This window comes from Xanthomonas floridensis (genome assembly GCF_001642575.1).
Taxonomy (GTDB): domain Bacteria; phylum Pseudomonadota; class Gammaproteobacteria; order Xanthomonadales; family Xanthomonadaceae; genus Xanthomonas; species Xanthomonas floridensis.
On the sequence record NZ_LXNG01000005.1, the window covers coordinates 20,377 to 32,363 of the forward strand.

The 11,987-nt window shown below is 64.2% G+C and carries 13 protein-coding genes; 3 read left to right on the plus strand and 10 right to left on the minus strand.

From position 1 onward, the window contains the following. Positions 1-95 precede the first annotated feature (95 nt). Together A7D17_RS03575 and A7D17_RS03580 are read right to left on the minus strand one after the other, a co-directional pair. A complete protein-coding gene (locus A7D17_RS03575; RefSeq protein ID WP_064507846.1) occupies positions 96-461 on the minus strand; it encodes a DUF1330 domain-containing protein in 366 nt (121 codons plus the stop codon). Between the two features lie 50 nt (positions 462-511). After that, positions 512-1,231, minus strand: coding sequence for a helix-turn-helix transcriptional regulator (locus tag A7D17_RS03580; RefSeq protein ID WP_064507924.1), 720 nt, complete (start codon positions 1,229-1,231; stop codon positions 512-514). 415 nt (positions 1,232-1,646) lie between these two features. Between A7D17_RS03580 and cls the strand changes: the two genes are divergently transcribed. The 3 genes from cls to A7D17_RS03595 all read left to right on the plus strand — a co-directional run bounded on the left by cls (position 1,647) and on the right by A7D17_RS03595 (position 4,224). Continuing rightward, on the plus strand, positions 1,647-3,107 hold the full coding sequence (gene cls, locus A7D17_RS03585) for a cardiolipin synthase (protein ID WP_064507847.1): 1,461 nt from the start codon (positions 1,647-1,649) through the stop codon (positions 3,105-3,107). Between the two features lie 71 nt (positions 3,108-3,178). Then, positions 3,179-3,448, plus strand: a complete 270-nt coding sequence (locus A7D17_RS03590; protein WP_029218131.1) for a hypothetical protein — start codon at positions 3,179-3,181, stop codon at positions 3,446-3,448. Between the two features lie 8 nt (positions 3,449-3,456). Further along, positions 3,457-4,224, plus strand: a complete 768-nt coding sequence (locus tag A7D17_RS03595; protein ID WP_064507848.1) for a pyridoxine 5'-phosphate synthase — start codon at positions 3,457-3,459, stop codon at positions 4,222-4,224. A 569-nt stretch (positions 4,225-4,793) separates the two neighbouring features. Here A7D17_RS03595 and A7D17_RS03600 read toward each other — a convergent pair. The 8 genes from A7D17_RS03600 to A7D17_RS03635 form a co-directional block, all read right to left on the minus strand. Further along, a complete protein-coding gene (locus A7D17_RS03600; RefSeq protein WP_064507849.1) occupies positions 4,794-5,201 on the minus strand; it encodes an ExbD/TolR family protein in 408 nt (135 codons plus the stop codon). 721 nt (positions 5,202-5,922) lie between these two features. Further along, positions 5,923-6,336: an ExbD/TolR family protein gene (locus tag A7D17_RS03605; protein WP_039411682.1), complete on the minus strand. Its 414-nt coding sequence runs from the start codon at positions 6,334-6,336 to the stop codon at positions 5,923-5,925. Between the two features lie 3 nt (positions 6,337-6,339). After that, positions 6,340-6,762 (minus strand): ExbD/TolR family protein, encoded by a 423-nt coding sequence (locus A7D17_RS03610; RefSeq protein WP_005912447.1) that lies wholly within the window; start codon positions 6,760-6,762, stop codon positions 6,340-6,342. A 46-nt stretch (positions 6,763-6,808) separates the two neighbouring features. Next, the gene (exbB, locus tag A7D17_RS03615; RefSeq protein WP_029218134.1) at positions 6,809-7,570 is read right to left on the minus strand and encodes a TonB-system energizer ExbB; all 762 of its coding nucleotides are present in this window, start codon (positions 7,568-7,570) and stop codon (positions 6,809-6,811) included. An 85-nt stretch (positions 7,571-7,655) separates the two neighbouring features. Then, a complete protein-coding gene (locus A7D17_RS03620; RefSeq protein WP_033897859.1) occupies positions 7,656-8,327 on the minus strand; it encodes an energy transducer TonB in 672 nt (223 codons plus the stop codon). Positions 8,328-8,479: 152 nt separating this feature from the next. Continuing rightward, a complete protein-coding gene (locus tag A7D17_RS03625) occupies positions 8,480-9,676 on the minus strand; it encodes a tetratricopeptide repeat protein (protein ID WP_064507850.1) in 1,197 nt (398 codons plus the stop codon). A gap of 280 nt (positions 9,677-9,956) precedes the next feature. Next, entirely contained in the window at positions 9,957-10,763 is an 807-nt protein-coding gene (locus A7D17_RS03630; protein ID WP_064507851.1) for a M48 family metallopeptidase, read from the minus strand. A 343-nt stretch (positions 10,764-11,106) separates the two neighbouring features. Beyond that, a complete protein-coding gene (locus A7D17_RS03635; protein ID WP_064507852.1) occupies positions 11,107-11,943 on the minus strand; it encodes a CPBP family intramembrane glutamic endopeptidase in 837 nt (278 codons plus the stop codon). Between the last annotated feature and the right edge of the window lie 44 nt (positions 11,944-11,987).

Sequence of the window (11,987 nt, forward strand, 5' to 3'; positions counted from 1 at the left end):
TCGGCGTCGACTCCAAATTGCGTGTGTGGCACCTTCGGTTGCCGGCGTTGGTACGCCATCGCCGGCAAGCAGGGCGCATCACCTGCCGTGTCTGGTTACAGGCTGATGCCGTTGAACGGTTGAAGCACGATGTCGGTAATCGCCGAACGACCGACCTCGAAGGCGCGTTGATACTCCGCATCGGCAATCATGTGCTTGAAGGCAGCGCGGTTCGGATATTGCACCAGTGTCACGGCATCCCATGCCTGCGCCTGCCCGGAAGTCAGCACCGGAAGGCCATCGCCGCTGAAGACGATGCCCGCGCCGAACCGGGCCAGGATGGGCTCGGCCATCCGCAGGTAGCGGTGGTATCGCTCGCGGCCAGCATCGGGTTCGAAGCGGATCAGGTTCAACATGACGATCGCTGACGTGTCGTCGGCGTCCAGGAATGCGCTCAGCGCGTCGGGTGAAAACGCCACCATGCAGGTCTCCTCGGGCTGGCGTTCTCGGGATGGGACGCCTGCTGCAAAGGCTAGCGTGGCACCGTGTCAGAAGCTGTCAGCAGCGAACGCCAGTCCCGGTCCTGTTGCCGCCATTGTTTTACCAACGCATGGCGCGACTGCGGGTAACGCTCGTCCAGCAGCGCCTTCACCTGCAACCGATCGACACGAAAATGCCGGAACCCGGAGCGTCGCTCGCACCAGGCCGCCAGCACGCGTACATCGTCGAAGTAGACCAGCGCGATCGGCCAGATGACGCGCTCCGACTGCAGGCCTTGCGCATTGACATAGCCAATGGCCAGTTTGCATTGCCGACGAATGGCGTCGCGCAACGTGGCGGTCTGCGGATGGTCGGTCAGCTCGCAGATCGAGGCAGCGGTCAGAATCGCCGGCGTCGCCGTGTCGGTGGCCGCACCCTGCATTCGGGCGGACAGTATCTTTGCCAACGCGCTTTCACTGCATCTGGCCAGGGCAGGGTCGGCCCTTTGCTTCACCCAGTCCAGGCCGAGGGTCACTGCATCCAGTTCCTCCTGCGAGAAGGCCAGCGGTGGCAGGAAGAAGCCTTCCTTCAAGCAATAGCCCACCCCGGCCTGTCCCTCCAGCGGCGCGCCGAGCGCGCGCAAGGTGTCGATGTCGCGGTAGACGCTTCGCTGTGAAACGCCCAGCTCGGCGGCCAGCGACGCTGCCGACACCGGCAGTCTGTGCGCGCGCAGAAGACCAAGCAGTTCAAACAGGCGACTTGTCCTGGACATCCATCGGCCTTCTTCGTCCAGCACCGTCACGTTCCGGGCGCTCATCCTATCGTGTTCGCACGCGCAGCTTGCCGCGCATGCGTGGCGAAATCCGCTCCTCAGGCGGTCGAGGGCGGCACCTGCCGGTGCCTGCAACAACGCGCTGCAGCGCCTCGATCGCCACATTGCTGGCCGATGGAGACCCAGCACCTGCGTGCCGGCAAACCGCCATCCTCCAGAGCTGGCCTGATCGCAGGTTCACTTCGCAGAGGATGTCCTGCCTGCAGCCCCGCGTGAGCGGCATCGGTCTGACGGGATGACGCCCACCCACTCCGAGGCAGGCAGCGCGGGCGGCCTGCGGCAGGCACCGGATCGGACATGGGCACCTGTCGCCAACGGTCATCGCAACACCGCGTGCGCCCCGTAGAATCCGCGCATGCCCGCACTTGCACAGGGCGCGTGGGATTGGCTGGCCAACCTTCCCCACCTCGAAGCGCTCCTTCTGGCTGCCTATGTGCTCTACCTGCTGTGGATCGCCAGCTGGATCGTGCTGCAGAAGCGCGAACCGGTGGCCACGTTGAGCTGGGTATTGTCGCTGGCGGCACTGCCGTACCTGGGCCTGCTGATCTATTACTGGCTGGGCCCGCAGAAGGTGAAACGGCAGCGCCTGCGCCGCGGCCGCTCGCGCTCGGGCATGGAGAGCTACAGCAGCGTGTGTCCACCGGATGCCGATTGCACCGAGCTGGCCAAGATCGGCCAATCCACCACCGGCCTGGCACCCAGCACCGCCACCGAAGTGCATTGGCTGGTGGATGGGGCGGCCACCTACGCCGCCATCATCGACGCCATTGCCGGCGCGCGCGACCACATCCATCTGGAGTACTACATCTTCCAGCCCGACCACAGCGGCACTGCGATCTGCGATGCGCTGATGGAACGCGCCCGCGCCGGGGTCAAGGTGCGGCTGTTGATGGATGCGATCGGCTCCTCGGCGATGACCCGGCGCGCCCTGCGCACGCTGCGCGAGGCCGGGGTGGAGACTGCCTGGTTCCATCCATCGCAGTTCCTCAAGCCGTTCAAGCGGCCCTGGCTCAACCTGCGCACCCACCGCAAGCTGCTGGTGGTCGACGGCCGGGTCGGCTTCACCGGCGGCATCAACGTCACCGACGAAGAGAACGAGCAGGTGCGTGCCGATGCCTACCGCGACCTGCACGTCCGCCTGCAGGGCCACGTGGTGCGCAGCCTGCAGCTGGTGTTCCTGGAAGACTGGCTGTATGCCACCGGCCAGGGCCGCGCTGCCTTCCACGGCCAGCAGCTGTGGCCGGAGGATGTGCCTACCCGCGCGCAGGGCACGGTGGATGCGCAGGTGCTGGTGTCCGGGCCGGATTCGTCGTGGGAGGCGATCCATCGGCTGATGGTGGCTGCCATCCATGAGGCCAAGCATCGCGTCTGGCTGGTCACCCCGTACTTCGTGCCCGGCGAGGCGGCCCGGATGGCGTTGACCTCGGCCGCCCTGGGCGGACTGGACGTGCGCCTGCTGGTGCCGCGGGTCAGCGATTCGCGCCTGGTCACCTACGCGGCACGCTCGTATTTCGACGAGCTGCTGGAAGCCGGCGTACGCATCTACGAGTACGGTCCGCGCATGCTGCATACCAAGGCGCTACTGGCCGACGACGAGGTCTGCATCGTCGGCAGCGCCAATTTCGACAGCCGCAGCTTCCGCCTCAATTTCGAACTATCGATGCTGTTCCGCGACCAGGCGGTGGCCGCCGAGCTGGCCGGCATGATCGGCACCGATCTGCAACAGGCGCAGGAAGTCCGCTTCGTGCGCCTGCGCCCGTTGTGGCGCTCGCGCCTGCCCGAGGCCTTCGCACGGCTATTGTCGCCGCTGCTGTGAGCCCGCGCCGGCCCACGTGGAACCGGACCGGGCGCAGCGCTACACTGCCGCCACTCAACGGGGAGCTCGTCATGCACTGGCTGTTTCTGCTTATGGCACTGGGTGCGCTGGTGCTGGCCTTCAGCACGCCGCACGTGTGGTTGCTGGTGGTCTCGCTGCTGGTGGCGCTGGTGCTGTTGCTGCTGTGGACACGCGGCTGGTTTGCCTCGCGCATGGGCGATACCCAGCGCGACACCAGCAGCATGATCGACCCGGCCGAGCTGCGCCGCCTGCGCGAAGTGGCCGAAGCCCGCAAGGCGGCGGCACTGGCCGCGGCGCGTGACGGCGAGCCGCAGGCCTGAGCGCGCCCGTGACCACCCGGCTCAGCGTCAACGTCAACAAGATTGCAGTGCTGCGCAACTCGCGCGGTGGCCACGACCCGGACGTAGTAGAGGCCGCACGTGCGTGCATCGCTGCCGGTGCCCACGGCATCACCGTGCATCCGCGTCCGGACCAGCGGCATATCCGCGCCGACGACGTGCTGGCACTGGGTACGCTGACCCGCGAGCACGGGGTCGAATTCAATATCGAAGGCAATCCGTTCGCGCCGCCGCGCCCCGGCTACCCGGGGTTGCTGGAGCTGTGCCGTGCCACGCGTCCGGAGCAGGTGACGTTGGTGCCCGACGGCGACGGCCAGCTCACCTCCGACCATGGCTTCGATTTCGCACAGGACACCACCGGGCTGGGCGAATTGATCGCCGCATTCAAGGCACTGGGCAGCCGCGTCAGCCTGTTCGTCGATGCCGGCAATCTCCAGATCGGCCAGGCAGCGGTGCTGGGTGCGGACCGCATCGAGTTGTACACCGGCCCGTATGCACAAGCGCATGCCGACGGACAGCCAGCCGAGGCGTTGGCCGAGTTCGCCGACGCCGCGCGTCGCGCCGCAGGACACGGCCTGGGGATCAATGCCGGGCACGATCTATCGCAAGCCAACCTTGGCGAGTTTCTCGCCACCGTGCCGGGTGTGCTGGAAGTATCGATCGGCCACGCCTTGATCGGCGAAGCGCTGTACCAGGGACTGGATGCCACGGTGCGCGCGTATGTGCAGCTGCTACGCGGGGCAAGCGCGCAGGCATAGCGCGCCTGCGCTGCGCTGGTGGATGGTGTTCGCCATTGCCTGAAAGCGGCTGACAAAACACCGGTGTCGCGGCCTGTGTCCGCACTCTTCAAGTGCCTCTGTGCGCCTGGTTGCCATACGCAGCCCACATCTGCTTGAGGGTTGCTCGCCAGCTGGGGTTGGTCGCTCCGAAGTGAGCAAAGTCGTCTTGGATTCGCAATCGGGCACATTCGCCGTCTTGTTCGCCATGCCCGGCACCTGCGTTTTGAGCGGTGGCCAGCCAGTCACGTAGCGTGGGCGAGCAAGTGCGAAAGCTTCGAAAGAGCCTACCGCGGCGACGTAGAAATTGCGTATTTGACGAATCCGACAACGCGCCAACAGCGGCGAATCGTCAAACAGATTGGCCGCATGGGTGCCGCTCGCCCGACCGATCCGCTACGTGCTGAGTGACAGGCATGGGGCGGCACGGCAGGTGATGAACAACGCAGCGATGTCGCCTGCCAGAAAGCGCTGCGGTGGCCGAAACCACCGCAGCGTGAGCAGTCAATGATCCAGGCATCACGGTTACTGCCTGCGCCATCCGTGCACATTCATTGCACAAACGCGATGCGTTGCACCTGTGCGTTCTTGGCGGCGGCAAGCACCTTGGCAAGGACCGCGTACTCGGCATCCTGGTTGGCAGCAATACGCAGCTCAGGCTGATTACCGGCCGTCTCGCGCATCGTGTCGATCAGGCGTGGTTGCAGCTCCTGAAAACTGACCGGACCGGCGTTCCAGAACACCTGGCCATCGGCATCCAGTCGCAATGCGATCGGTGCAGGCGGCTCGAGTGGTACGCGCGGTTGGTGGGTGGTTTGCGGCAGGTCCAGCGTGATCGTGCGCGTCACCATCGGTGCGGTGACGATAAAGATGATCAACAACACCAACATGACATCCACCAGCGGGGTGACATTGATCTCCGCCAACGGTCCCCGATTCCCTGTCGTACTGAAAGCCATGACTGCCTCCGGTTCTGTGATCGTGGGTGCTGCACTTCCGAGCGTACGCTTGCTGCGGCAATCGGGAAGGAGGCTGGAGGGGCGCCCACCAGTGCGGACACTGTGGTGGCGTGTATCGGTGTGGTGGCGTGTATCGGTACGGTGAGTTCGGATTGCCAGTCCGTGGTCGGACGGATACACAGAGGTGTCCGGCAACTCACCAGCCGACAAGACCGGCGCCCGCAGCGTGGTCATTCCGGCATGCGGCACGCATCGATGTCTGCGTAGAAAATCCATGCTTGCAAAAAAGGGCAGATGGCAATGCGAGGTCTTGGGCCACAGCGATCTGCGATGAAGAGCCACAGTGCCCAACTAGTAGGTCACACATCGGCTTGTCTGCGTGTCCAAGGCTGGTTGCATCGGCTTGGTCTCCTGCGATCGCAAACAGGCCGCTGATGATTTTCCGTCGCAGGCAGGCCGCGCGGGCTCGGCATTACCAGGGCACACGGGCAAGGGTCGTCGCTTGTTTTGATAGGGCAGCGGCATCGGACTGATGTGCGACGAGCCCACAGCGCATGACAGGCCGCCCGCCCACAACGACTTCTGCTTCGTCCCCGCCATGCATCGCATGGCCGCCGCTATCGCAGCCCGATCGCCCAGGTGACACACAAAAAAAACGCCACCGTTTCCGGTGGCGTTGCAGTCGCGTCATGACTGTTGTGTTGCGGTCTCGCAACTACGTTTATTGCTGCATGAAGCCGATTTTCTTCATCTGCGAGTTCTTCGCAGCGGCCAGCACCTTCGCCATCACTTCGTACTCCGCATCCTGATTTGCATCGATGCGCAGTTCGGGCTGATTGGTCGGATCGGCCTGGACCACTTCTTCCATCTTCTGCTGCAACTGATCCACCGGCGTCGGGCTGTTGTTCCAGAACACCTGGTTGCTAGCGTCGATACGCAGCTCGATCGGCGGCGGCGGTTCGGTCGTCTGCGGTGGCGGGTTGAGCACCCGCTGCGGCAGATCCACGGCGATCGGGTAGGTCATGATCGGCGCAGTCACGATGAAGATGATCAGCAGCACCAGCATCACGTCCACCAGGGGCGTGACGTTGATGTCGGCCATCGGCCCACGGCTTCCACCAGTACTAAATGCCATGGCTTACTGCCCCTTCACTTTGGTTGCAACGAAACCGACGTCCAGCATGCCCTGACCCTGCGCGATCTTGGTGATCTCGTTGATCGTACGCATCTTGGTCGTGCGGTCGCCACGCAAGTTGAGCGGCGGCTGCGGGGTTTGCTGTGCGGCGGTGGACAGCCGCGACTCCAGGGCTTCCTTGGAGATCGGCTCGTCGTTCCAGTACAGCGACCCGTCTTCCTTGACGGCCAGGGTGATCGGCGCGGCGCGTTTCTCCGCATCTTCCTTCTGGATCAAGTTGGCCTCTGGCAGCTCCACCTTGACCTTGTGGGACATCAGCGGTGCCGTAATGATGAAGATGATCAGCAGCACCAGCATGACGTCCACCAGGGGCGTCACATTGATGTCGGCCATCGGGCCGCCGCTGTTTCCACTACTGAAGGCCATAACGGGCTCCGTCTAAATCGTTGCGAAGGCGTTCTTTACGACCGGATTAGCGAACGCGCGAACCGGTGGCGAAGAAGTCGTGCAGGTCGTGGGCAAAGGTGTCGAACTTGGCGATCACCGAGCTGTTGACCTTCGAGAAGAAGTTGAAGGCGAACACGGCCGGGATGGCGACGAACAGACCGATCGCGGTCATGATCAGCGCTTCACCCACCGGGCCGGCAACGGCGTCGATCGAGGCCGAACCGGTTGCACCGATCTTGATCAGCGCACCGTAGATACCCCACACCGTACCGAGCAGACCGACGAACGGCGCGGTCGCACCGACGGTAGCCAGCAGGGTCATGCCCGACTGCAGCTTGGTGCTTTCGCGGGTCACGGCCTGACGCAGGGCGCGGTCGACGAACTCCGAACGGCTCAGGCTCTCGCCCAGGCCACCGGTGTTGCCTTCGGCGCGCTGGTGGTGGGCAGCAGCCTGGGCTGCGTCCAGTGCGATCTTGGAGAACGGCTCGGAAGCCGGCTGTTCTTCCATGGCGCGGATGGCGTCCTGTGCATTCGGGGCATCCCAGAACGCGGTGGTCACGCGGTCAGCCGCGCTCTTCAGGCGGGTGGCGCGGAAGATGTTGATGACGGTCCAGTACCAGGAGGCAGCGGACATGGCGATCAGGGTGATCAACACGACCCAGGACACGGCGAAGTCGCCGGGGCTGGAGGTCATTTCGGTGATCAAGTGCTCGAAGCCCATCTGCGACAGAGCGGCCGACGGATTGGAGCCCCCTGCAGCGGCGGCGATAAAGAATTCCTGCAGCATGACGCTTACCTTTGTTGTGTGTGGTGATGAAGGGTGGAGCGAAAGGAAGACAGGATCCTGGGCCGGCCGTAGCCGGCCCGTGGGATCAGTTCAGAGCAAAGTTGACCGGGACGCGGACGCGTCCGGCGGCTTTCTGCCCGTTGACGGTGGAGGCGTTGAACTTCCACTTGCGTGCTGCGTCCATCGCGGCACGGTCAAGGTCGCGGTTGCGGCTGGACTTTTCGACCGACACGTTGGTCACGTTGCCGCTGGCATCCACATCCACGATCAGGATGACCTCGCCCTGGACGCCGGCACGGAATGCTGCTGGCGGGTACTTCGGCGGGTTCATGTTCTTGGACGAGATATCGACACTGGCGCCGATGTCACTCGGCGGTTGCGGCGGAGACGGAGGACTCGGCGGCGTGACGATATCGCTCGGACGCGGTTCGGGAACATCGACGACCGGCGCTTCCGGCGGCGGCGGAACCGGTGACGGCTTCGGCGGCGACAGATTCTTGACCGGCGGTGGCGGCTTGTCTTCCGGCGGCGGCGGCGGCGGCGGCGGCGGGGGAGGAGGCGGTGCATCCACCAAGGTAACCATGGTGGTGCGCTCCTTCTCTGCCGGAGCCTTCGGCGCCACTGCAGGGATCAGCAACATCATCAGTGCAGTGAGGTGCAGGGCAATTACAAAAGCAATACCGATAATGCGGGCCCAGCTCAGACCCTGGTTCCCGGCATCATAGTCATGCCTGTGGATAACGAGTTGTTCCGTCATGCGCCAATGGCTCTTTCAGTGGGGGCCCGGATCACTGTGATGATCCCCAGGTTTTCGGACGGTTTTGACACCGCAGGAACTCCCAAGCTTATACCAATCCCGAGTCCTGTAACCACTAAAAACACAGGGATTTCGGGGGTTTATTTTCTTTTTTACTTCAGGTTGATGATCTTCTTGGCGTCTTCGGGTTTTTTGACGCCCTTGGCGATCGCCTGCTGCGCGGCCTGCTTGGCCTCCGGGATGCGACCTTCCGAATGCAGCACCTTGGCCAGATTCAGATAGGTCTCGCCGTCCTTGGAAAGCGGTGCAGCCTTCTGCCAGTTCTCGATCGCCTTCGGCACGTCCTCGCTGTAGTAATACGACTGGGCCAGCGCGAGGTATGTCTGATAATCAGGCTTGAGGATGCCTTTTTGCATACCCTCATTGATCACCGCGATGACGTCCTTTTCCTTGTTCTCGGTGTTGGCGTAGATGGAATACAACTGCTTGTATTCCTTTTCTTCGGTCAACTGCCCGGCGGCACGCAGCTTGTCCATCACGCCCGCGGCCTTGTCCATCTGGTCGGCCTGCATGTACATGCTGGCCAGGTTGAGCTGGGCCTTCTTGTCGTTCGGCGTCTTGGCCGCCAGTGCTTCGGCTGCGGCGACCGCTTCACCGGTCTGGCCGGCTTCGGCGTAGGACGCCATCAGCAGCTGGTTCCAGGTGTCCTTCGGCTCGGGCGAGGCGGCAATGGCCTGCTTCAACACCGGAATCGCTTCCTTGTAGCGCTCGGCCTGGTACAGCGCCTGACCCTTGAGGATCAGGTCTTCCGGACGCTGCGACTTGCTCTCGTCCAGATACTTGTCCAGCGTGGCCAGACCCTCGGCCTGCTGGTCGTCCTGCATCTGCAGCTGGGCCAGCATCAGCATCGACTGGAACTGGCCGTTGTTGTCCAGCGCATTCAGGCCGATGGCCTGCTGCAGGTACTTCTTGGCGCCGGCGGTGTCGTCCAGGTTATAGGCGGCCTGCGCAGCGAGCTGTGCGGCCAGCGCCTTGTCCGCTTCGTTGGCGGCGCTGTTGGCCAGGATCTCATCGGCCTGGCTGCGCACGCCCGGATAGTCTTCGCCCTTGTTGAAGGTTTCGATCAGCTTCTGCAGCTTGCTGCTCAGCTTGGACGACGGCTTGATCGTCGGTGCCTGGCGGGTCGACTGCGGGTACAGCTCTTCGGCCTTGCCGCTGTTCTTGGACTTGCGGCTGGCACGCTCGGACGAGCGGTCCGACTGCGCGACCGCATCGGTGATGACAGCCCCGCCCAGGGACGCTGCGATAAACAGGGACAACAGGGCTTGCTTGCGGTTGAGCAGTTTCATGTTTCACCTCGGACGAGCCGCCGTCGGGCGGTACGAAAAGCGGAATGGAAGCTGTACGAAAAATCTGAGCCGGCAAACTTAGCAGAAAGTCCCAGTTCCCGAAAACGGTTTCCATGCTGTGGTGCGGCAAACAGGATGAACGGCACTTGCTTAGGAGGGCTAACGCTACGTCATCGGCAGTGAGCGCATGGTTGCGGCGATGTGACTTCGCCCTCGCAGGGCGATTCGCGCCTGCCGGTGCTGCGCGGGTGCTGCCGAGCCGGCTGCCCGGGTCGCGCGATCAGCCGCACTTCGGCTTGCGCCCAGCTTGCTGCGCCTGCTGATAGACGGGCTCGAGCTGGTTGACGTCGGCCTGCAGTTCGCGAATGCGGTTGGCCGGGTCGGGGTGGGTGGACAGCCACTGCGGCTGACGATTGCCGCTGGCGGCCATCATGTTCTGCCACAGGTTGACCGCCTGGGCCGGATCGAAGCCGGCCTGCGCCATCAGCCGTTGTCCGACGACGTCAGCCTCGCTTTCCTGGGTGCGCGAGCCGGGTAATAGGAACACTGTCTGCGCCGTCATGCCGCCGACCTGGTTGACCGCACTGGCCGCACCGTCGCCGTACGCCGCACCGGCCAGGGCACCGATGATCCCCAGCCCGGTCTGCGCGCCAAGCTGGCGGGTAATGCGTTCTTCGTGATGCCGTGAAATAACGTGGCCTATTTCATGCCCGAGCACGGCTGCCAGTTGGTCCTGGGTCTTGGCCACGGTGAAGATGCCGGTGTTGACCCCGACCTTGCCGCCGGGCAGGGCGAATGCGTTGGCTTCGTCATCGACGAACAACGCGGTTTCCCATTTGGTCTCACGCCACTGCGGCGGCAGTTGCGCCACCAGCGCATTGACCACGCACTGGACGTAGGCGTTCTGCCTGCCGTCGGTGCTGACCTTCTCCTTGGCCTTGGTCTGCGCGAACGACTGCGCGCCTAACTGGTCAAGCTGTTCCTGCGACACGCCTCCCACAACCTGGCGACGGCCGGTCGGCGAGGTCGTGGTGGCACACGCCGTCAACGCGAGGACGGCAACAACGATCAACAGCTTGGCTTTCATTCGATCCCCCTGTAACCCTGAGGGACATTTTGGCAGGCTCGTCTTAACTTTTCGTCAAGCGAGCTGGAATGCCCGTAAAAACATAGTCAACGGTAGCCCAGCGCATACCGCTGACGCGCCAGAACGGCGCACGTGGGCGATGCATCCGCGCCGGCCAACGCCTGCGCAGGACGATTGGATAATGGTTAAGGCGATGGGCTGACCGGTAGCGGCGAGATCGTCGTGGGCGATTGCCGGGATAGGGTGGACCACGCATGGGATCCGGAGGGATGACCCGTCCTGAGGACGTCCAGACCCCGGCCGCGCCCGCAGTCCGGTGGCGCGGCCGTTCGGTTCGCTACGCTCAGCCGAAGCCGAAGAAATACAGCGCCGCCAGGGCGGTGGCATTGTTGACGCCGTGGGCGGCGATGGGCGCCCACAAGGTGCCGGTGCGCCAGTACAACCACGCAAATGCCGCGCCCATGCTGCCGTAGACCAGCCACAGCTGGGCGATGGCGGCCGGGCCATTGCCGCTGATACCCGGCACCTCATGCACCAACGCGAACAGCACGCCGCTGAGCACGACGCCCAGCCAGGGGCGGCCGGCGGCCAGCAGGCGGCCGAACAGCACCCGCCGGAACAGCAGTTCTTCGTACGCCGGTGCGATCAGCACCGCAAAGATCGTCAGCGCCAGTGGCCATTGCTTGATGGCTTCTTCCATCAGCGGCAGGTTGGTCGGCACCGGCTTGATGCCCAGCGCCGAGGCCGCCACGCTGACCAGGTTGCTGAGCAGGAAGACCGCCGCTGCGATCAATGCTGTCCAGCCCCAGGTAGAAGTCCGCCGTACCGCTGCGCGCGAGGCAGCCTGCTCGCTCGCGCTTGCGCGGCGGCGCCAGTAATACAGCAACACCGCCGGCGTGGCCGTGCTGACCAGTGCGGTGAGCAATTGCACCATCACCCCGGGCTGGCCGATCGCCGCCATGACATCGGCCGGCGAGGGCGTCAGGCCCTGCGCCTTGGCTGCCTGCACATGGGCAATGCCGCGGAACGCGCCCCATAACGCGAAACCGGCCACGCTCAGGCTCAGCAACAGGCCGATGGCGATCAGCGCATCGATGCCGAACCCGAGCAACACGGGCAGTAGCGGCGGCTTGCCCGCGGCACCGGACGGCGCCGGGGAAGAGGGGAGATCTGTGCGCATCGTCGTCCTGCGAACGCCGCATCGCCGACGCAGCACCGGAGCGC

What these genes read in the sequence shown, in the direction of transcription:
- A7D17_RS03630 (WP_064507851.1), bottom strand. Translation starts at nt 10,763, where the DNA reads ATGAAAGCCAAGCTGTTGATCGTTGTTGCCGTCCTCGCGTTGACGGCG.
- cls (WP_064507847.1), top strand. Translation starts at nt 1,647, where the DNA reads ATGCCCGCACTTGCACAGGGCGCGTGGGATTGGCTGGCCAACCTTCCC.
- A7D17_RS03605 (WP_039411682.1), bottom strand. Translation starts at nt 6,336, where the DNA reads ATGGCATTTAGTACTGGTGGAAGCCGTGGGCCGATGGCCGACATCAAC.
- A7D17_RS03600 (WP_064507849.1), bottom strand. Translation starts at nt 5,201, where the DNA reads ATGGCTTTCAGTACGACAGGGAATCGGGGACCGTTGGCGGAGATCAAT.
- A7D17_RS03610 (WP_005912447.1), bottom strand. Translation starts at nt 6,762, where the DNA reads ATGGCCTTCAGTAGTGGAAACAGCGGCGGCCCGATGGCCGACATCAAT.
- A7D17_RS03625 (WP_064507850.1), bottom strand. Translation starts at nt 9,676, where the DNA reads ATGAAACTGCTCAACCGCAAGCAAGCCCTGTTGTCCCTGTTTATCGCA.
- A7D17_RS03635 (WP_064507852.1), bottom strand. Translation starts at nt 11,943, where the DNA reads ATGCGCACAGATCTCCCCTCTTCCCCGGCGCCGTCCGGTGCCGCGGGC.
- A7D17_RS03590 (WP_029218131.1), top strand. Translation starts at nt 3,179, where the DNA reads ATGCACTGGCTGTTTCTGCTTATGGCACTGGGTGCGCTGGTGCTGGCC.
- A7D17_RS03575 (WP_064507846.1), bottom strand. Translation starts at nt 461, where the DNA reads ATGGTGGCGTTTTCACCCGACGCGCTGAGCGCATTCCTGGACGCCGAC.
- exbB (WP_029218134.1), bottom strand. Translation starts at nt 7,570, where the DNA reads ATGCTGCAGGAATTCTTTATCGCCGCCGCTGCAGGGGGCTCCAATCCG.
- A7D17_RS03620 (WP_033897859.1), bottom strand. Translation starts at nt 8,327, where the DNA reads ATGACGGAACAACTCGTTATCCACAGGCATGACTATGATGCCGGGAAC.
- A7D17_RS03580 (WP_064507924.1), bottom strand. Translation starts at nt 1,231, where the DNA reads ATGTCCAGGACAAGTCGCCTGTTTGAACTGCTTGGTCTTCTGCGCGCG.